General features: G+C 45.6%; 19 protein-coding genes. 3 read left to right on the forward strand and 16 right to left on the reverse strand.

Annotated features, from left to right (window positions below; translation table 11 throughout):
- Nucleotides 1–3: 3 nt before the first annotated feature.
- From AC5JL3_RS01545 to AC5JL3_RS01585, 9 genes are all read right to left on the reverse strand, one after another.
- On the reverse strand, nucleotides 4–1,518 hold the full coding sequence (locus AC5JL3_RS01545) for an AAA family ATPase (protein ID WP_496072810.1): 1,515 nt from the start codon (nucleotides 1,516–1,518) through the stop codon (nucleotides 4–6).
- Nucleotides 1,519–1,641: 123 nt separating this feature from the next.
- Nucleotides 1,642–2,145, reverse strand: a complete 504-nt coding sequence (locus AC5JL3_RS01550) for a YceD family protein (RefSeq protein ID WP_496072811.1) — start codon at nucleotides 2,143–2,145, stop codon at nucleotides 1,642–1,644.
- A 56-nt stretch (nucleotides 2,146–2,201) separates the two neighbouring features.
- Entirely contained in the window at nucleotides 2,202–2,708 is a 507-nt protein-coding gene (locus AC5JL3_RS01555) for a Jag family protein (RefSeq protein WP_496072812.1), read from the reverse strand.
- Nucleotides 2,709–2,794: 86 nt separating this feature from the next.
- Nucleotides 2,795–3,946 carry a membrane protein insertase YidC gene (gene yidC / locus AC5JL3_RS01560; protein WP_496072813.1) on the reverse strand — a complete coding sequence of 384 codons (1,152 nt, stop codon included), beginning with the start codon at nucleotides 3,944–3,946 and terminating at the stop codon, nucleotides 2,795–2,797.
- A gap of 215 nt (nucleotides 3,947–4,161) precedes the next feature.
- The gene (locus AC5JL3_RS01565) at nucleotides 4,162–4,554 is read right to left on the reverse strand and encodes a PH domain-containing protein (protein ID WP_496072814.1); all 393 of its coding nucleotides are present in this window, start codon (nucleotides 4,552–4,554) and stop codon (nucleotides 4,162–4,164) included.
- Nucleotides 4,544–4,948 (reverse strand): ribonuclease P protein component, encoded by a 405-nt coding sequence (gene rnpA / locus AC5JL3_RS01570; RefSeq protein ID WP_496072815.1) that lies wholly within the window; start codon nucleotides 4,946–4,948, stop codon nucleotides 4,544–4,546. Before rnpA ends, AC5JL3_RS01565 begins: the two co-directional genes overlap by 11 nt.
- 73 nt (nucleotides 4,949–5,021) lie before the next feature.
- A complete protein-coding gene (gene rpmH, locus AC5JL3_RS01575; protein WP_496072816.1) occupies nucleotides 5,022–5,159 on the reverse strand; it encodes a 50S ribosomal protein L34 in 138 nt (45 codons plus the stop codon).
- 182 nt (nucleotides 5,160–5,341) lie between these two features.
- Entirely contained in the window at nucleotides 5,342–5,506 is a 165-nt protein-coding gene (locus AC5JL3_RS01580) for a hypothetical protein (RefSeq protein ID WP_496072817.1), read from the reverse strand.
- A complete protein-coding gene (locus tag AC5JL3_RS01585) occupies nucleotides 5,493–6,032 on the reverse strand; it encodes a DUF2808 domain-containing protein (RefSeq protein WP_496072818.1) in 540 nt (179 codons plus the stop codon). Before AC5JL3_RS01585 ends, AC5JL3_RS01580 begins: the two co-directional genes overlap by 14 nt.
- Before the next feature lie 816 nt (nucleotides 6,033–6,848).
- On the opposite strand from AC5JL3_RS01585, the gene AC5JL3_RS01590 reads away from it, so the two are divergent.
- The 3 genes from AC5JL3_RS01590 to AC5JL3_RS01600 all read left to right on the forward strand — a co-directional run bounded on the left by AC5JL3_RS01590 (nucleotide 6,849) and on the right by AC5JL3_RS01600 (nucleotide 9,781).
- Entirely contained in the window at nucleotides 6,849–8,000 is a 1,152-nt protein-coding gene (locus tag AC5JL3_RS01590; RefSeq protein ID WP_496072819.1) for a Re/Si-specific NAD(P)(+) transhydrogenase subunit alpha, read from the forward strand.
- An 81-nt stretch (nucleotides 8,001–8,081) separates the two neighbouring features.
- Entirely contained in the window at nucleotides 8,082–8,375 is a 294-nt protein-coding gene (locus tag AC5JL3_RS01595; protein WP_496072820.1) for an NAD(P) transhydrogenase subunit alpha part 2, read from the forward strand.
- On the forward strand, nucleotides 8,372–9,781 hold the full coding sequence (locus AC5JL3_RS01600; RefSeq protein WP_496072821.1) for an NAD(P)(+) transhydrogenase (Re/Si-specific) subunit beta: 1,410 nt from the start codon (nucleotides 8,372–8,374) through the stop codon (nucleotides 9,779–9,781). The genes AC5JL3_RS01595 and AC5JL3_RS01600 overlap by 4 nt, the downstream gene beginning before the upstream one ends.
- Nucleotides 9,782–9,865: 84 nt before the next feature.
- On the opposite strand, the gene AC5JL3_RS01605 is transcribed toward AC5JL3_RS01600, so the two are convergent.
- From AC5JL3_RS01605 to AC5JL3_RS01635, 7 genes are all read right to left on the reverse strand, one after another.
- A complete protein-coding gene (locus tag AC5JL3_RS01605) occupies nucleotides 9,866–11,401 on the reverse strand; it encodes a serine/threonine protein kinase (RefSeq protein WP_496072822.1) in 1,536 nt (511 codons plus the stop codon).
- Between the two features lie 139 nt (nucleotides 11,402–11,540).
- On the reverse strand, nucleotides 11,541–11,714 hold the full coding sequence (locus tag AC5JL3_RS01610; protein WP_496072823.1) for a hypothetical protein: 174 nt from the start codon (nucleotides 11,712–11,714) through the stop codon (nucleotides 11,541–11,543).
- 9 nt (nucleotides 11,715–11,723) lie between these two features.
- Complete coding sequence (locus tag AC5JL3_RS01615; RefSeq protein WP_192219810.1) at nucleotides 11,724–12,182, reverse strand: hypothetical protein; 459 nt, start codon at nucleotides 12,180–12,182, stop codon at nucleotides 11,724–11,726.
- A gap of 170 nt (nucleotides 12,183–12,352) precedes the next feature.
- Nucleotides 12,353–13,534 carry an anhydro-N-acetylmuramic acid kinase gene (locus tag AC5JL3_RS01620; protein ID WP_496072824.1) on the reverse strand — a complete coding sequence of 394 codons (1,182 nt, stop codon included), beginning with the start codon at nucleotides 13,532–13,534 and terminating at the stop codon, nucleotides 12,353–12,355.
- Nucleotides 13,535–13,651: 117 nt separating this feature from the next.
- The gene (locus tag AC5JL3_RS01625; RefSeq protein WP_496072825.1) at nucleotides 13,652–15,202 is read right to left on the reverse strand and encodes a response regulator; all 1,551 of its coding nucleotides are present in this window, start codon (nucleotides 15,200–15,202) and stop codon (nucleotides 13,652–13,654) included.
- Between the two features lie 177 nt (nucleotides 15,203–15,379).
- A complete protein-coding gene (locus AC5JL3_RS01630) occupies nucleotides 15,380–17,368 on the reverse strand; it encodes an ATP-binding protein (RefSeq protein ID WP_496072826.1) in 1,989 nt (662 codons plus the stop codon).
- 423 nt (nucleotides 17,369–17,791) lie between these two features.
- On the reverse strand, nucleotides 17,792–19,168 hold the full coding sequence (locus tag AC5JL3_RS01635) for a hypothetical protein (protein ID WP_496072827.1): 1,377 nt from the start codon (nucleotides 19,166–19,168) through the stop codon (nucleotides 17,792–17,794).
- Nucleotides 19,169–19,546: the final 378 nt, after the last annotated feature.

Raw genomic sequence — 19,546 nt, forward strand, 5'->3', positions numbered from 1 at the left:
AAATTATTGAAGTTGACGCTGAATGCGACTGCTCAGACGGCTATCTCTAGACGCTAAGCGGGCTTTTCCGGCGGCTGCCCAGTCTTGGAGGAACTGGATTTGCTCTTGCGCTGTTCGAGCTAGGGGGATGATTTGACTCGCGGCTTCCAATATATCATCAGTGGTGAAGTCTCGGTTCTGGCTGAACCCAATATGCATGGCTTCAATCAGAGTTTGCTCAATTTCTGCACCTGAAAAGTCCGGTGTCTCGTAGGCTAATCGGTCTAGATCATAACTTTTTAAGTTATGAGGTCGCAGTCGAGATAAATGTAACTCGAAAATTGCCTGACGTTCTTCCTGACTAGGTAACCCGACAAAGAAGATTTCGTCAAACCGCCCTTTACGCAACATTTCTGGGGGTAAAGCTTGGATGTTGTTGGCAGTGGCGACAACAAATACTGGAGATTTCTTCTCTGCTAGCCAGCTAATGAAGGTGCCAAAGACACGACTCGTCGTTCCAGCGTCTCCTTTAGAATCCAGTCCAGAGAAGGCTTTGTCAATTTCATCAATCCAGAGAATGCAGGGGGCGAGGGCTTCGGCTAGTTGAATCATCTGCCGAGTGCGAGATTCAGATTCTCCGACTAAGCCACCAAACAAACGCCCAACATCTAGGCGAAGTAGTGGGAGGTGCCAGTGATGAGCGATCGCTTTTGCGGTTAACGATTTGCCCGTTCCCTGAATTCCGACGAGTAGCAAGCCACGAGGATGAGGTAAGCCATATTGTCTCGCCCGTTCTGTAAAAGCCCCACCCCGACGCAGCAGCCAGTCTTTCAGGTTGTCTAAGCCACCAATGTCAGAAATTTTTTCTTGAGTTGGGTAAAACTCTAAAATTTGTGTCTGACGAATCGACTGGCGTTTCTCTTCTAGAACCAGTTCCACATCTTCGGGTTGGATTTCTCCGTGAGATGCGATCGCACGAGTGAGAACCCGACGAATCCGCTCTAAGGAAAGACCTTGACAAGAACGCACCAGTTCATCTAAGACTTTATCGCTCAGAGATTGACTCGTAGCCGCGAGTAAGCGTCCCACCTCCGCTTTAATTTCCGAGGCATCGGGTAAGGGAAATTCCAGAACCGTTAGCACTTCCGTCAAGTCTGGGGGAACAGCGACTTGCGGTGTCACAATCACAATATTCTTAGGTTGGGATTTTAGACGGCGAGATAGATTCCTAAGTTTACGAGAAACGGAGATATCTTCTAAAAAGCGATGGAAATCTCTTAATATAAGGATTGCCGCTGCACTTTCTGGTAGTTTTTCTACAAATTCTAAGGCTTGCAAGGGATTACGACGAGCAAAACCCATGTCATTGGGGTTGCCCTGATAGCCATCAACAAAATCCCAAATATAGACAGCGCGATCGCCTAGGCGTTTTGCCGATTGTGCGATCGCCGTTTCCACTCGCTCCTCTTCCGGAGTCGGGATGTAAATCAACGGATAGCGGGCACGTAGAAGCAGCTCAAACTCATCATTGAAACTCATGGCACCAGGGAAACTCAGCCGTCGTACATCTACCTCTATAAGCTTACGAGTTATGAGCCACTAGTTTTAGGACTCATAACTCGTAAGCTTATAACATAACCCATAACTCTTGAGTAGAGCGGACTATCCGGGAAGTTGTCGCTTTAGCGCTTCCAGAGCCTCCCAACGCCGATCCGTAGGCGAGGCACTCTCCGTGTCCGTAACTTGGATTCCTGGACACTGCTGGTCACACAGTTGCCGTGGAGGAATTGCCAAACACAGTTGCTCATACAACCAAGTATCGGGTTGAAAATACCCTTGCGGCGGCAACGTTTCCACCAAATCGTCCAGCGCCGTCTCACGCTCTAGAGGCCCGTCATCCGGTTGGTTGGCTGACTCGTCTAACCAAACGAGTTCTGAGGCATCCAGTTTTAAACGGTGGTTGTACTGCTGTAAACAGCGGTGACAAGTCAAAGTAATAATCGTTTCCGCTTGAGCCGAAACCTCCAGGTAATTACCTTGATGCCTCACTTTTAAGCGTCCTCTCACTGGTGTTAGGGTTTCTAAACCAGCAATCAACTCATTAACTTGAATTTCATTTGTCTGCTCTGGTAGCTTGAGCAGCCAAGGAATATGAATCGCTTCCATGATACTTATCCCACTTTCCAAATGACTCACACCCAGTTGTGAGCCAATTTTAATTGTTAAGAGCCATTTTGAGAGCGTAAACGCACAACAAGGCGCCGATCGGGTTCTTGCCCTCTACTCTCAGTTTCTAAGTCGTCGCACTCCTTTAAAAAGGTATGAACTTGACGCCGTTCTGCCGAAGACAAGGATTTCATTTCAAACTCTTGACCCGTTTGGCGGACTTGCTCGGCGGCGTCTGTCGCCATCGCCCGAAGTTCCTCTTGACGGCGGAGGCGGTAGCCGTCAAGTTCAACGGTGTAAGAGGCTTGAAGTTCTTCACCTTGACCCAGATTCAAAATTGAATTAGCTAGGTACTGGATTGCGTCAAGGACTGTGCCCTCTGGACCAATTAAGGTTTGAATATGGGCGCTAGTTAGTTGGGTTTGATCAATTGTTAGCCAGTAGCTTGGCTTATCGTCTTGTGAGTCGTCGATATCTGTGGCTTCAACACGGGTAGGCAAGCTTGATAAGTGCAGAAGTTCTTCAAGCCACTGCTGACCTCTCTGCATTGGCTGGTTGCTCATAACTCTCTCGAAAATAGGGATTCAGGAAGTAGGGAATGGGGAAAAGCCATTTTCATCGTTCGTTGTGAGCAACTGCCCACAGGGGTCTAACTTGAAGCCTTCTTCTTGGAACGCCGCTCAAAAGGCAGTGCTTCTCTTGTCTCTCCAGAGGACGATTTTGTCTCCTTCTCTTGCTGCTCCATCATCTTCTGGATATTTTCCGGAAGCGGTTCCCGCATCAGAATGAAGGTCTGGACAGTCTGAAAGATGTTGGCAATCAGCATGTACATCAGCACACCAGCCGGAAGCGGGAAGAATAAGAACATCCCAGAGAACAAGACGGGAGTAAACTTATTGATCGCTGCTTGCTGGGGAGCCGCATCACCACCACTCTGACCAGAAAGAAGTTGGTTGATATATAAGCTGACTCCAAAGGCGATAATCATGCCGACAATATCCCAGTGGATTGCTCCATCTTCATCAAATGCCCCCACACGCCCTAAAGCATCAATGAAGAGGAATCCTCGATTTGCGGCAAGTCCATGGAGAGTACCTTGAACTGTGACTTCTCCAGGTTCCAGCGCTTCGATGGTTCCGTCTTCTTGAATTTGCACCCGCTCCGCACCTTTGGTGATTTGCCATTGGGGAGCAATTTCAGTTTCCGGATACTCAGCTATAAATTTACTTAGAGGCTTGCCCTCAACCGTTTGAAAGTCAACTTTGGTCTTTTCGCCAACGACCAAGCGGTTGCCAGCGGGAAGTAAAGCGGCGACTGGAGCATGAACGCCATCAGCGATGTAAATATTTTGGGGTTTGGTTACAAACGCTTGAGGTTGAATTAGTTCAAGTTGCTCTCTAGGGAAGATTTGTAGGTTCACAGAGTAGTTGACATCTGAGAACGGCGACCCTCGCAAGGTAGCAAATAAGGCAAATAAAACTGGCATTTGCAACAGCACAGGCAAACAGCCTGCCAAGGGATTACCAAACTCTTTAAAGAGCTTGCTCACTTCCTCCTGTTGCTTGGCTGGGTCATCTTTGTAGAGCTTCTGAATCTCCTCTTGCCGTTTTTTCATCAGCGGCTGGGTGATCTTCATACGCCTCATGTTGCGAATGGAGCCAGCGTTTAGAGGAAAGAGGGCAAAGCGAATGACTAGAGTCAGCGCCACGATGGCAAGACCATAGCTTGGCACAATCCCGTAAAAGAAATCCAGGATTGGCAGCATTACGTTGTTAGAAAGAAACCCGATACCAAAGTCCATTCGTATGAAGTCAACCTAGACGCTGTAGAGTTTTCTAATCTAATTTATCTAAAATTTGTCAAAATGCGAGGCTGGTTATCCGACAGATGCCATCCAGATGACCCGCACGTTGTTCGCCTCTGTTGCCTTGTAGATTGCAATAGTTGAGGGTTAGAGACTTGATTTCTCTTCTAGCGGGTCACACCTGATTGGGCATGACTAAGGTGCCTGTTACCTTAAGACTTTACGGAGTCGATGGGTTTGCCTGTTTTTTGTGAGACTTTTTCGGCAATGTAGTCGTAGATTTCGCGGAAACGGGGAATTGAACGCAACTCCAAGCGGCTACCATCTCTCAGGGTGACAACAATGTCCCCCCAACCCCCAAAACCACGAGGAACTTTGATAATTTTTGAAATTTCTGAATAAATAAGATCGGTGCGTTCGCGTCCTCGCCATCCCCCGGTTACAGAGATACGGCGATCCGTAATTCGATAGCGTAGCCAAAGCGATCGCACAATTGAACCAACGGTTAAGGGCAAGCCAACAACCGTAAACCCGATCAATATATTAATAATCAAATCACCAACATGAGGGCCACCTTCAAAGAACGTTTCCTCTTTAATGCCCATTAAGCACCTCTGCGTCTGCTAACAACTGCTCTAATTCTCGCAAAATTTGCCCATAATCGCACTCCTGGGCTCCCGGTCTTACTACCACGACCAGTTGCCATCCCGTTGAAAGACGCGGCAAAAATTGGCGGAAAATTGCTCGAATTTGGCGCTTAATTCGATTACGAACCACGGCTTTTTTGCTAACTTTTTGGCTAATAGAAATGCCAATTCGAGTTGGAGGCTTGCTCTCATCCTTCGCCAGTGACTTGCTTGACGGTGGGGTGTCTACGACATTATTACGCTGCCGCAGACCCCGCAATGTTAAAAAACGCCCTGAGCGACGAATTCCTTTTTGATAAACCGTCTGGAAATCTCGCCAGTGCCTAAGTCGATTGGATTGAGGCAATGCCACGAACAACTCCCATACAAGAGTACAATCGACAGTGCAACAAGAGTGCGGATTGCTCTGTAGCAATAAACCGCAACTACACAGAGAGACGATAACGTCCCTTTTTTCTACGAGCTTTGATTACAGCTTGACCAGTTCTGGTTCGCATCCGAGCGCGAAAACCAGAGGTTCTTTTTTGCTTACGGTTGGTACCGTGAAGAGTACGTTGAGTCATGAGCGATTACTTCAAAAAAAGCGATTTGACGTTTTGTAAAAGAGCCACAGTCTATTACATTAGCACCTTGGCTAGGGGAAAGCTTGCTCTAGGAATGCTTGAGGCGTGATTTTCTACAACATTAAAGACGAGACAGGTGCTAGACACCCAATCAAGGCGTTTTATGAAAATTACTCCTGTGCCTACAATTCCGGTTCGTTGTTAGGTTTTACCCGTAACTGACGGCATAGAAACGCGATCGCAAAGCGGTACGCCACAGCTTTCCTTAACCACGCCTCTACTAATAACGATGAGCGACCAATACTAGAACATCCCGTTGTGAGAGTATGAATTCTAACCTTGACCAATGCTCAAAATCCATGTACCCAGGTAACGGGGTAGTGGAACATCACCGGGTGTCAAAATTTGGCAATTGAAGTAATAAATCCCACCAAATCGCGGGTTTTTCACGTTAGAAAACACTAACTCGACTTTATTACCCGCAGAAATTGGCTCCTCCAACTCAATCTGAACAACATGATTCTCCTGATCCCACTCGACATTGGACAGAGGAACCGCATCACCCTTAACCCGCACCTCAATTTTGTTTAGATCAAACTTGCCGTTGTAATAATCTGGATAAGAAATGGCAAATTGGGAAACTCCCAACTCCATTTTCTTGGCAGGGATGCGTAGTCGGTAACGATCGAATTGGTCAGGGCGACCCCCAAAATCTAGGTAATAGTTCAGTTGATTTTCACGCTGAACTCCGCTAAACAGCGTTAATCCGGAGTTAGTCTGTGCCCAACTAGTAGCGGCAACACCTGTAAGTAAGCAACCCGTAACTGCCAGGGCACTAAACAGGCGGCGTATGGATGATTTTGTGGAGAACATAGGCTTGTTGCTCTTAAGGGTATAGTAGTGACGTTCGTTACTAAAATTTACTGTTCTTGACTTTATCAGAGTTAAGTCTCTTTGAATAATGACTGAAGAAGATGAAATAGGAGAGAGGGAGAATTCTCTACCCAGCCTTTTAACAAAGCGATCACTCTAATCCTACCGTTGCCCTTTACTCCTTACTTTACCCTGACGTAAAAAGTTCCCCAAAAGTGCCGCTACGGATTGATATTTAGCGGTAGCTGATGGTTGTAAGGTTTTTAGCCATGTTTCTTTCCCTATTACCCGGAAAAGCTTCTGATCCCAAATCCGGGTTGACTCCCCCTTGATCAAAAAGGAGAATCTGTGAGAAAGCGCCAAATATTCTTATCACTTCAGCAATCCATACACAACAATGTCGCAAGCTTTAATTCAAATTGTTAAGAACACCTCACCAAGCTGAGCGTTTGTACTAAGAACCGTATCTAACCCTAATTCTTTATGGGATAGGGATTTTGACCTATTTCCTCTACTCAACTTATTTTAAGTTGTATGACAAACGCCACTTGATAATCCCAGATCAACTCTAAGATTTGTTACTGCCTAAACATCGAATTCATAAGAGAAGTTAAAGATAGCGATCAGGATTTGGAGTGCAACATAGGATGCAAATTATGACGGGATTTGTTTTCCTTACTTGATCTGCTGGCTACCTGCACTGTGCTAGTGCTCTTTTGTGCTGCCAGTGAAGTGCTGGGTCGGAAGTTGAAGTGATTGGTTTTGTTTGAGGCAAGTTTTTATCGTTATCACTAGCTGAAGTTGCAAGGAGCGTTCATGAGAATAGCGATCGCTAAAGAAATTGAAGTAGAAGTTGGTGAGCATCGCGTCGCCTTGATTCCTGATATCGTCGCCCGATTAGTCAAACAGGGCTTAGAAATCTGGGTAGAAAGCGGTGCGGGTGAGGCGTCGTTCTTTAGTAATGATGCCTATGAAGCTGCTGGTGCCAAGATTATCCATGATGCAGCTACCCTCTGGGGTGAGGCAGATATCCTACTGAAAGTAGGCGTCCCCAAAGAACATGAAATTAACCAAATGCGGGAAGGAAGCGTCTTGATTAGCTTCCTCAATCCGCTTGGGTTACCAGAGGTTGCCCAGCACTTAGCAAATCGGAAAATAACAGCGTTTGGGATGGAGCTGATTCCTCGTACTAGCCGAGCGCAGAGTATGGACGCTCTGTCGTCTCAGGCAGGTGTCGCTGGATACAAAGCTGTACTGATTGCAGCGGCAGCACTGCCCAAGTTCTTCCCAATGTTGACCACGGCGGCTGGTACCATCAAACCGGCGAAGGTATTTGTGATGGGAGCAGGGGTTGCAGGACTACAAGCGATCGCAACGGCTCGACGTCTAGGTGCGATCGTTGAAGCCTTTGATATCCGTCCAGCCGTTAAGGAAGAAGTGCAAAGTCTCGGTGCTAAATTCGTCGAAGTCAAGCTAGACGAAGAAACCGTAGCCGCAGGAGGTTACGCCAAAGAAGTCTCTGAGGTGTCCAAGCAGCGCACTCAAGAAGTCGTAGCTGAACACGTCAAGAATGCCGATGTCGTAATCACAACAGCTCAGGTTCCTGGAAGAAAAGCCCCGTTACTCGTCACTGAAGAAATGATAGCCCAGATGAATCCTGGCTCCGTGATTGTTGACCTCGCGGCTGAGCAAGGTGGCAACTGTGCAGGCACCGAACCGGGTAAGGACGTTGTACGCCACGGTGTTACGATTATCGGGCCGATTAACTTACCCTCTTCCATGCCAATACATGCCAGTCAGATGTATGCCAAGAACATCTCTACCCTGTTGCAGTACCTGGTTAAAGATGGCGAATTACAACTGAACTTTGACGACGACATCATTGGTAGCACTTGCGTAACTCACGCTGGGGAAATTCGGAACCAACGAGTCAAGGAGGCTCTAGATCAGGTTAGGGCAGCCGTTTAAATCCAGGAAACTACTCTCTTTTTCGCTTGTCAATCGCGTCAAATTTATTGCGTCTAGTATCGGAAAAACGTAGTTCAGTTTATGACAACAGCATTACTTGCAAGTTTGTTTGTCTTTGTTTTAGCGTCATTTGTTGGTTTTGAAGTGATCAACAAAGTGCCGCCAACGCTTCATACCCCTTTAATGTCTGGGGCGAATGCAATTTCTGGCATCGCTGTGATTGGGGCGCTACTCATTTCTGGACCAAAAGACTGGAATGTCACTGTGATTTTGGGCTTAATTGCCATAGTGCTGGCAACCATCAACGTAGTGGGCGGTTTCTTAGTCACGGATCGGATGTTGCAAATGTTTAAGAAAAAAGAGGTGAAGGCGTGATTGACTTTCTGCCTACGGGGATCGAGCTGAGTTATTTAGTTGCAGCGTCGCTATTTATTGTGGGTTTGAAGCAGTTGGGTTCACCAGCAACAGCCCGTCGGGGTAATTCCTTAGCAGCGGTAGGGATGCTCTTGGCAGTAGTGGTGACACTACTGGATCGGCAGGTGTTGAACTACCCAATGATTATCGTGGGGCTATCGATTGGTTCAGTACTGGGTGCGATCGCAGCTTATAAAGTCGAAATGACCGATATGCCCCAGATGGTTGGTTTGCTCAATGGTCTTGGGGGGGCTGCCTCGGCTTTAGTGGCAATTGGAGAATTCTGGAGATTACTTAGTACTGGGGAACCTGTATCTCTCGACGCCACGATTACGATCATTCTCGGCGTCTTAATTGGTGGTGTCACGCTTACAGGTAGTTTTGTCGCCTTTGCCAAATTGCAAGGTCTCTTGCCTGGTGCCCCGATTACGTTCCCTTTACAACAACCTGTTAATGCTCTGCTGTTGATCGGCTTTCTCGTCACAAGTGGCTATCTCATCGTCACACAAGCCAATATCTCAGTATTCCTAGGCTTGGTTGCGATTTCCCTTTTACTCGGTGTGTTGTTCGTTCTCCCAATTGGGGGTGGCGATATGCCAGTGGTGATTTCTCTGCTGAACTCCTACTCAGGTTTAGCCGCGAGTGCTGCTGGTTTTGTAGTGATGAACAATATGTTGATCATCGCTGGCGCATTAGTCGGCGCGTCGGGTATCATCCTGACCCAGATTATGTGTAAAGCGATGAACCGCTCCTTGACAAGTGTGCTGTTTGGTGCATTTGGAGGAGGTGGGAAATCGGCAGTGGCTGGTGCTAGTGGCAGTGGCAACTCGGATAAAACGGTCAAGAGCGTTGATCCAGAAGAAGCGGCAATGATGTTGGGATATGCCCGCTCAGTGGTGATTATTCCTGGCTATGGTATGGCAGTCGCTCAAGCACAACATTCAGTGCGCGAGTTGGCTGACCAGCTAGAAGGGAAAGGCGTTGAGGTAAAATACGCGATTCACCCGGTTGCGGGTCGGATGCCGGGACACATGAATGTGTTATTGGCAGAGGCGAATGTGCCTTATCCCCAGTTGTACGATATGGATGACATCAATCCCCAGTTTGAGGAAACAGATGTCGCTCTAGTGATTGGTGCAAACGATGTGGTGAACCCCGCCGCACGCAGCGATACGGGTAGCCCAATTTATGGAATGCCGATTCTAGAAGTAGACAAGGCAAAACATGCGATCGTCATTAAGCGAGGGATGAGTACAGGCTTTGCAGGTGTCGATAATGACCTGTTTTACAAAGACAAAACCATGATGCTCTTTGGCAGTGCTAAGGATGTCGTAGCGCAGCTAGTGTCTGAAGTCAAGCAGCTCTAATAGGGGATGGGGATGGGGATTGGTGACTAGTGACAGGGAGTTCTGAAACTAACTTAGCTCTACGCTCTTCCCAATTCCCAATCCCTAATCCGAAATATCAGTAGTATCGCCAGTGTAAATCGTCTCCAACTTCATCAAAATCTTCGGCTTGAGTTTCTCAAACTCTTGCTTGAGGATTCTCTTACTCAGTTCTGGCTGAGAAGTTGTGATTAATGTCTGACTCGTATTTGCCCAATCTATGAACCGTCTGCGTTGGATAGGGGCGATCGTTGAAGTCATCACATTAGCGCAATGTTCTGGTTCTGTTAAGGCAAAGAATAAAATACGATAGCATCCAGTTTCGCCCAAGCGCCTAACCATTCTTTGACCGATCGCTGTTTTGAGGTCTAAGTAGCAAGGAAGCCACCGCGCTCCATGTTCACGGTTGTGCAGAGCCGTAATCCAGAGCATCATTGGATGAGGTGACATTAGAAACAGGAAATGGTTGTATCGTGTACTTACCTGACGATTCTGAATGTCCTGTTTGTTTAGCATTACCCAGAGTGTGGCTAAAGCTTCGCTGCCATTAGTAATGATATGAGGAAAGACGATCGCAGCGACGGGTTTGTCCTTGGGCCAGGAAGCCTGCCAACAAATTTCATCAGCACTAAGAGAAGGCTTCTGTTGTAAGTCGGTGACAACGGGTAATTTAGATAGTGCGGCACCAATGCGCTGACCCAGTTGCTGACCCCGACCAAAGCGTTGCTCTAAAGATTCTAAAGTCTGTCGGACTTCCGTAACGTTTTGAGGACGAGCCTTTGGGTCTTTTGCCAGACAGCTCATTACTAGATTTTCTAGCGCCTTTGGTAATCTCAATCTGGGGTTAACAGATTCAAACGATCTGGGAGGTGAAAAGTGATGCGCTTTGTACCAACCACCGAAAGAATGCGTTTCTCCCACAATCGGCATCTCTCCGGTGAGCATTTCAAACATTACTACGCCTAAACTGTAAATGTCTGAGCGGTTATCGAGTTCCTTCCCCTCCATTTGTTCGGGAGAACAATAAGCCATCGTGCCCATAAACGAGTGAGTTTGAGAACTGTCTTCCTGGAGAAGTTTAGCAATCCCAAAATCAAGGATTTTTACGAGTTCACCGAAAGAGGTGTCTTGGATAATAAGAATGTTACTTGGCTTAATATCGCGGTGGACGATTGGGGAGAGGTGATTCTCAATAATGATGCCTTTATGAGCGTATTGCAGCCCTAGGCAGATTTGGCGGGTGATGTTCAAAAATCTAGGTAAAGGTAGAGGGTGCGGTCGAATCACTGCACTTAAGTTCTCTCCTTCCAGATATTCCATGACGTAAAAGGGAATATCATTTTCATCCACGCCGTAGTCTCTGACGCGAACAATGTGATTGCTTTTCTCGCCGAGCAGCGCACAGATGGTTGCTTCCCGCTCAAATCGTTCGCGCATTTTCTTGTTTAGTAAGGCTTGGGAGAGAAACTTGACGGCGACGATGACGCCTCCCAGCAACATATCTTTGGCTTGATAAACTCGACCCATAGCGCCTTTGCCTATCAGCTCAACGAGTTGATAGCGATTGGCGAGTAAGCGACCAGTGTTAGGGTCTGTCAACATGATTTAAGTGGGTGCAGCTTGAAGCAGTTGTGAAATATACCTAGCGATCGATTTCGTTAGAACATAATTTAGGAGGTTTCAAGGAAAAGTATTTCCTCATAACTTTCCAGCGATTGTGATACAAGTTGACCCAGCTTGCTCAGGTCATCGTTTTAACGATTCTCAGATGAGTCGAGTAGGAAACAAAGCAAGCTGAGGCGGCGTTGGGATTGCCTACAATTAATTTCTCTCTTGCAAGAAAAGAAATAGTTATTTTGGGGACATTGAGCAAGCCACCGCCTAGTTGCTCGTCTGTTAAATTAAACTCACCCACTATTTAAACTCAAGAATAGGGTGATTCTGGCTGACGCTCTAGAGTTGCCTCCATGGTGCTTGTGAGATAGTGACCTGCCATAATGCCACTTGATAGGTAGTAGGTGTTTTCATCAAGCCGGTGCCTTGTCTCAAAGCCACTGCGCCGTTGCTTATCGCCTAAGACCCAGTAGCGTTGCACAATGGATTCCGGCGTGACCCAGCCCTCTCCCTCAACACGACCTAAGACACTGTGTTGTAAAACAAAGGTGTACTGTCGCTCACCAGCGTCAAGACGCCCTCGATACTGAAAAGAAATATCTTCGCGATCGCTATCAGGAAAAACTAGCTTTGTGACCATAGTAAACCAGTTTTCCCGACCCCAGGCAACGATCGTCTTACCTTTGACCGCTATTGGCATTCCATTTCGCTCCAGCCAATTTCCCTGGAGTGTCCAGCGTCCCGCCTCCATTAAAAAGGTGTGAGCCACGGTTTTTACCTTTGCTTGTAATGCAACACATCGCCTCTTTCATTCTCTCAACTAAGGATTAGTCATTAACTTAAGTAGACGGATTCCCAAAGTGGCATAGATGAGGATGAAAGGCGGTAAGTATCATTAAGAGTATAACCGGAGTCTTACATACTACACCGAACTCTGTACTAAGACTCTATTGGAACATAGACATTCCCTAAAGGTACGGCTGCTGCTGCCCCCGTAACTTGAGGAAGATTACCAGGAATACCAAGAGAGCGCCAGTAGGCTAGAACAGCAAAGGCGATCGCTTCTTTAAAATCCCCATTTACCCCAGCCTCATCAGTTGTTAGTACCTCCACCGACTCCATCAAGGCTTGTAGGCGCTGCTTTAAGTAAAGATTACGACTACCACCACCACATAAGAGGACTTCGTCGGGCATTTTGGGTAAGAAGTTGCGGTAGCTGTGGACAATTGAGGATGCAGTCAGTTCAGTCAGCGTTGCTAAGGTGTCAGCCGGACTCAGGTGATAAGCTGTACTCTCTGCCAAGCAGCGATTTAGGTAATCAACACCAAATAACTCGCGTCCTGTAGACTTGGGCGGTGATAGGTGGAAAAAGTCTTCGCTAAGCCACTGTTCAACCAGTGCCTGACAGGGGGTACCCTGACGCGCCCAGTTACCATCTTGATCGTAGGTTTGGCTGCCGTCACTAAAGTGCTGCACCGCTAAATCTAAAAGAGCATTACCAGGGCCAGTATCCCAGCCACAGATGGCTTCTAGCCAATTGCCTTGACGGGCTGGGAGGTAAGTAAGATTCCCAATCCCACCAATGTTTTGAATACAGCGATGTTGAGTTGGTGACGAGAGCAAATAAGCATCCACTCTTGACACTAGTGGCGCACCCTGTCCGTTAGCCGCAATATCAGCTACACGAAAATTGCTGATTGTTTTGATACCTGTCAGTTGGGCAATAACCTCTCCCCGTCCCAATTGGAGGCTGTATCCCAGTGGGGAGGTGGGAAGGGGTTCTACAGTTGGTTGACTTCCCGGCTTTACAGGTGGGCGGTGGTAGACGGTTTGGCCATGTGAGCCGATTAAGCTAGCTGAGGGAGAGTTGCTTTGAATGGATTGTGCCGCTTGGGCAAATTGAAAAGCGATCGCATCATCCAATTCGGCTAACTCTGCCATTGAAAGAGAGGCACCAGCACAAACCGCTAAGATTTGCTCTCTCAAACTATCTGGGTATGGATAAGTTTCCCCAGCCACCAGTTCCACTTGCAAATCGATATCCGTACCAGAAATTTCCACCAAAGCTGCGTCAATCCCGTCTACAGATGTGCCACTGATTAAACCAATTACACGAGTCATTTTGGAAGTCGCTCATAAGTTAGGTTTCACAAGACTCAATATTATTGGGTGGAAGTACGCGATCGCACTCAAGCCGCCATTCTTGCTATCCAAAAAGGATTAGTCGCGGCAGAACTGTTAACTTGATTTGCGATCACATAACCAATACGTCATCATTTCTCCCCTACCCTTAATCGTGATTACGCCCCGTTCTTCAAACTCATACTTATCCTGCAACCGATCATAAGTATCTGTTGTCACTTGAATGCGTCCTGCTACTCCCTGCGTTTCCATCCGACACGCAATATTTACAGCATTCCCCCAGATATCATAGGCAAATTTTTTGATGCCAATCACAGCCGCTACCACAGGGCCACCTGTGTTAATGCCAATTCTCAGCGTTATGGGTTCACCATTTGGCCATTGGAAATGTGCGATCGCTTTTTGCATATCGAGTGCCATCTCAGCAATCGCTTCGGCATGATCGTTTCGCACAACAGGCAGTCCCCCTGCTACAAAATAGGCATCCCCAATCGTTCTAATTTTCTCAACACCATGCTGCTGGGCTAGCTGATCAAAGATAGAAAATACCTGATTTAGCAAGTTAACCACATCTGTAGGAGTTATAGAGCAGGTCTGGGGAGCAAAGCCAACAATATCAGCAAACAGAAATGTCGCTTCCTCAAACTGTGTAGGCGTAGCCCTCTGATTTTGTTTTAGCTCCTCAACAATCGCTTGAGGCAAAATATTTAACAATAAGTTCTCTGATTTTTCTTGTTCTCTTTGCAGTGCTTTCGAGAGGGCACGAATTTTTAAATGATTCTCAACACGAGCCAACACCTCTTCACTCTGAAATGGCTTAGTAATATAGTCTACGCCACCAACCTTAAAAGCTTTGACCTTATCCAAAACCTCATCAAGAGCGCTGATAAAAATTACTGGAATCTCCTTTGTTTGGTCATCTGCTTTCAGATGTTCACAAACTTCATAGCCATTCATATTTGGCATATTGATGTCGAGCAAAATTAAATCAGGTAGGGCAGTCTTAGCTGCCTTCAATGCCATGTTTCCATTTCGCGCTTTACCAACTTCATAGCCTCGCTCAGTCAGAATCGTGGATAAAAGGCGCAGATTGTCTGGCGTATCATCAACAATGAGAAGGTTTCCTCTACTTGCCTGTTCAAGAGAGACGGAAGAGGATGATTCAAAAATTTCTCCTTGTCCTTCTTGTCCCAAAAGTTCTGGAGTATCCGGCAACAAGTCTACATTTTGTTTCTGAAGGGAGGAACGAAGTCGCGCGATCACGAGTTGATTCTCGACACGAACCAAAACCTCTTCGCTCTCAAATGGTTTAATCACATAGCCCACACCACCAGCATGGAAGGCTTTGACTTTATCCCAAACCTCATCCAGAGCACTAATAAAAATTACAGGGATATCCTTAGTTTGGTCATCCGCCTTCAGGCGTTCACAAACCTCGTAGCCATCCATATCCGGCATATTAATGTCGAGCAAAATTAGATCAGGTAGGGCAGTCTTAGCCGCCCTCAATGCCATTTGACCATTAGGCGCTTTGCCAACTTCATAACCTTGCTGAGTCAAAATAGCTGATAAAAGACGCAGATTGTCTGGCGTATCATCAACGACAAGAATGTTCCCTTTAGTTGTATCAATTTGATTAGTATTCATCTGTAATTTGAATTCAGCATCTGAAAACCAACCCTTACGAAATATCACTTAGCTGAGAAATAACAATTAAATGACTGCCTACTTTTAAGACAGCCGCTCATACACTTCGCGACAACAAAGGATGGAAACCCCTTTTCCTACCACCTATCACCTATTTTCAGATTAGGTTTGACGCTTCTAATTGTTTAGAGTGGATAATGGTTCTTTTACCTGTACCTGTTGAATTAAATCTAGGACTTGCTCAAAAAGAAAATTATTCGCCCAATTCTCCAATGCGATCGCTAAAGGCGTATGAGCCTGTGGTATTTCTTTAACAAGCTGAATAATCACATGATCCAGACATCTATTCGCCGCCTGATGAAGTTGTTTTACCCATTCAGTTGGCATTTGGGATAAGTGAAGCGAGAGGGATTGGTCAGTTATCAACTCACCTTGAGTTTCCTCGAAAGCGCCATCTCCAGACACAACATCTAGCGACTTTACCTCTTCATAGAGATAACGCACCCCTAAATGTTCTGCCATTTTTTCTAGAAGCACCTCTTCTCGAAAAGGCTTATGCACAAAGTCATTACAACCTGCTGCCAAGACAATATTTCGCTCCTCCTCAAAGACACTAGCAGTCAGGGCAAGAATTACTGTTGCCTGACCTTTGAGATGTGCTCTGATCTGTGTAGTAGCCTCATACCCATCCATTACAGGCATTCGCATATCCATCAAGATCAGGTGCGGCGAGTAACTTGACCATAATTCAAGAGCTTCTTGACCATTCTCAGCTTCACGGACAAAAAAGCCTAAAGAGGTTAGCAACTTGACCAACAGTAGACGGTTCTCTAAACGATCCTCAACCACCAGGATGCGATAGTTTGGCTGGTCAGGTGCTAAGCCAATAACCCTATTGGTTGGGTGAGTCTTTGAAATGTCAGCCGCTTGAGCTAGCTTCACTCGGACATCAAAAGCAAACGTTGTCCCTTGACTGGGATTACTACTAACAGTAATAGTCCCCCCCATCAATTGCACAAATTTTTGACTAATTGGTAAACCTAATCCCGTTCCTTCCCCTGATTTCCGACCTATTTCTGTTTGCCCAAAAGCAGTAAACAATTCGTCTAATTCTTCTGGGGCAATACCTGCTCCTGTGTCTTGCACCTCAAAGAATAGGGAGTAGGGAGATAAGGCTGCGTTTTGAGAAAGTTCCCCCTTGTCTTCCTTGTCCCCATTCCGCATACTTACCCGCAGCGTCACACGTCCCTGTTGAGTAAATTTGATGGCATTACCGAGAAGGTTAATCAAGACTTCTCGCAACTTCCGCTCGTCAGTTTGCACGTATCGAGGGACGTTTGGTGCATAGTCAAAAAGAAGTTGTAAGCCTTTGGATGAGGCTTTGAGTTGTAGCATCTCGCGGAGACTATCCAGCAAATGATACAGGTCAAAGCTAGTTTCATTCAAGGCAATCCTGCCTGCCTCAATTTTGGACATTTCGAGAATGTCGTTGATCAATTCCAGCAGATGCTCACCAGCGCGATTGATGATGCCCAAATGTTGTTGCTGTTCAGTAGATATAAATGGATCTCGGTTCATTACCTGGGTAAAGCCGAGAATGGCATTTAGGGGAGTACGCAGTTCATGACTCATATTGGCGAGGAATTCACTTTTAGCTCTATTGGCGGTATCAGCCGCTTCTTTGGCTAGGGCAAAGAGCTGAGATTGAGCCAAAAGCAAAACTTGCATATCGAGTAACCGCCGCCGTCCATCTGCCCATTCAATAATGATTGGTTCATAGGCTAAGGAGGTTCGACGTTTGAGAGCAAGTTCTACGGCTTTATCAATAGGGCAAGTCGCACTCAACACGAGATACTTTTCTAGGAATTTTTCTACATCAGCAATTTCCCCACTATCCGCAATCATCCTCCACAGGGATTTAATTGGACGTTTCAGGAAAGTCTCTAATCCATAGGGACGACTGAGCCACTCAAAGAATTGAGTTCTAGAAATCATGCCTACGATTTGACTATCATTCGTAATCATTACCCCTGGTAACTCAGGCTGGCGCTGAAACTTTTTTACGACTACCTCCCCCAAGGTTGTTAAGCTAACTTGAAAGTCATGTGTTGGGAGGTCTGCCAGACTTGAATCAAGCGTAAGTCTATCCGGTATTTGAACAAGCACAATTAATAGTTTGTGGCGAGGGTGTACTCAACATTGCCTAGTAGATGCGTCTCTCTAGCTTAATGATGAGCCTAAGCACAGGATTATTAGATTACAACTATGGTGCTTGCTATCATTCCTTCGATTGTATTTCAGTAAAAGTAAAGTTAGGATTAAAAATCAGTGCGGTAAATTATATTTTTTTGAGGTTACGTTTATATTTTATCTAAAGTAAAACATATGATTTTTGTAGCACGTTTAATTATATTGCTCTACTGACTGAGCTTTGATAACTACCCAAGAAGCAGAAAACCTTGGGTTAAACTAAAGCTAATGTATTACTAATTCGATAACCTATCCTTAACTTCGTGAGAGGACTGAAGAAGAGAAAAGCTCCCGTGTCGCCTTAGCACAAAAAAGGTTACTATCTTGCAGTTGATTGTTTTAAAACGTACTCGGCCATGAACCAAGCAATGCTGCTTTGCGATTCTCCAAGAGTTTGATTACGCCGTTAGTAATGATATTGATGAGAGCAGCATCACACTTAGCAAGGAAATCTTCGGAAGAAATAGTTCCTTGGAAAAAGGAATACGAGTGCGATCGCATTTCTCGAATTTCATCAAATCCAACGTACTTAGCGATAAAGGCAGTTAAGGGTGAAGTTTTTAAATCGTAACTTGTATTATTACTTCGTCCAACTTCAAATAAATTCAATACTGTTATTTCAGTATCAGTTGCAGGTTGATAAACCTTATGAATATCAGGGAAATACTCTACCAACCGACCGACAGAAACTCCGGAACCTGGCAATTCTCCCATAATGATTGATAGAGAAACATCTGAGCCGATTCGTAAAGACAAGGCTTCAAGAATAGCAATTGTAACGAGTTTGCTCTCCAAATAAAGCCGTCCCGCTTGCAGATTCGTCCTCGCTTGCTCAACCAAGCTTTGATAGGTTTGGTCATCCGGTTCTCCTTGGAACTGACGGAAAATTAGATCTGGATTGAGAAAGTTCATGAAATTTGCCATCTTTTGCATGGCAATTCGGTAATCACGAACCGTGTAAGAACCCGATTTCTGGAGATTATGATTAGTTTCCGGTAACAAACTCCAAGTGCTGGATAAAAAGATAGCAGAACTCTGATTAGCAAAGCTATATACATCGCGGTTCGCCACTCTTACTGAGCGCTTCAAGGTTTGAATGATTTCTTCCTCTGTCAACTGAAGATTGAACTGCTCATTAGTTAACTTCAGTCGCTGATATAAGACTTCACAAGGACTCAACCCTGATTCTGACTTTGAGCGAAAAGGAATCGTAGCTTCAATACAAGCAACTATCTGTACAATTAGCGATGCGCTCAAAAAAGCTGATAAGACCTTAGCAGTAACGACAGCACTCAAAAATTCATTTTGCCCCGAAAAAGGAGAAAGCGGCTGCCCAGGAACATAACCAAAGATCGCAGCTACCATCTCAAAGTCGGAATCACAATTATATTCACTTTTCTCTTGAATAAACATTTTCCCCTCCTCTTCTCTAATAAAAGGAGTCAGATAGTAGGTGAGGTTAAAATTTACACTTCCATCCACTTGTACATATACTATGTCGTGAAATAAAGCCGCTAGTACTTCAATCGCATCTCTATATCCACCGACTTCAAAAATATGTTCGGTTGAATGAAAATAGCGCCAAGGGCCCGTCATTGTTTGAACAATAAGCTTAGCAATTTTATAAAGTTGGGCTTGAGGAATTTTTACCTCTAATTGCTCGTTGACCCAAAGTAATTTATCTAAGCATTGTTGATAATTTTCTTCAAAGTCCATAACGGCACCTAGCCTAAATTTAAATTAATTGAAACTTTAGTAGCATGGATTGTGGATGCTTTGAACATTAGCTAATCTTATATTAACTTTTAAAGCTAGCTAATCTTGACTAAATGTATAGTACGATACAGCTTTGCTTTTTTTAGTGTCTTGTGGAAGAGCCAATAGAAACTCTTTTTCCTGATTTTCCACTAAGTTGAAAATTGCTCCATTCCAGAGAAGCAGAGTCGCGATTTAGAGAGTTGATCATAAATAACGGCTTGGCAACTTGAGTTACTAATATTATTCGGTAGCATTTTTAGGTGCGTACTGCGCCTCCACTGGGGAAGAAAAACGAATGACTCGGTTTGATTCAGTTTGATTCTGGATACAGCTTCT

It is taken from the genome of Symplocastrum torsivum (assembly GCF_059505465.1).

Coding starts and splice junctions, on each gene's coding strand:
- AC5JL3_RS01625 (WP_496072825.1), bottom strand. CDS start 15,202: ATGAATACTAATCAAATTGATACAACTAAAGGGAACATTCTTGTCGTT.
- AC5JL3_RS01595 (WP_496072820.1), top strand. CDS start 8,082: ATGACAACAGCATTACTTGCAAGTTTGTTTGTCTTTGTTTTAGCGTCA.
- rpmH (WP_496072816.1), bottom strand. CDS start 5,159: ATGACTCAACGTACTCTTCACGGTACCAACCGTAAGCAAAAAAGAACC.
- yidC (WP_496072813.1), bottom strand. CDS start 3,946: ATGGACTTTGGTATCGGGTTTCTTTCTAACAACGTAATGCTGCCAATC.
- AC5JL3_RS01585 (WP_496072818.1), bottom strand. CDS start 6,032: ATGTTCTCCACAAAATCATCCATACGCCGCCTGTTTAGTGCCCTGGCA.
- AC5JL3_RS01590 (WP_496072819.1), top strand. CDS start 6,849: ATGAGAATAGCGATCGCTAAAGAAATTGAAGTAGAAGTTGGTGAGCAT.
- AC5JL3_RS01565 (WP_496072814.1), bottom strand. CDS start 4,554: ATGGGCATTAAAGAGGAAACGTTCTTTGAAGGTGGCCCTCATGTTGGT.
- AC5JL3_RS01635 (WP_496072827.1), bottom strand. CDS start 19,168: ATGGACTTTGAAGAAAATTATCAACAATGCTTAGATAAATTACTTTGG.
- AC5JL3_RS01605 (WP_496072822.1), bottom strand. CDS start 11,401: ATGTTGACAGACCCTAACACTGGTCGCTTACTCGCCAATCGCTATCAA.
- AC5JL3_RS01555 (WP_496072812.1), bottom strand. CDS start 2,708: ATGAGCAACCAGCCAATGCAGAGAGGTCAGCAGTGGCTTGAAGAACTT.
- AC5JL3_RS01550 (WP_496072811.1), bottom strand. CDS start 2,145: ATGGAAGCGATTCATATTCCTTGGCTGCTCAAGCTACCAGAGCAGACA.
- AC5JL3_RS01545 (WP_496072810.1), bottom strand. CDS start 1,518: ATGAGTTTCAATGATGAGTTTGAGCTGCTTCTACGTGCCCGCTATCCG.
- AC5JL3_RS01620 (WP_496072824.1), bottom strand. CDS start 13,534: ATGACTCGTGTAATTGGTTTAATCAGTGGCACATCTGTAGACGGGATT.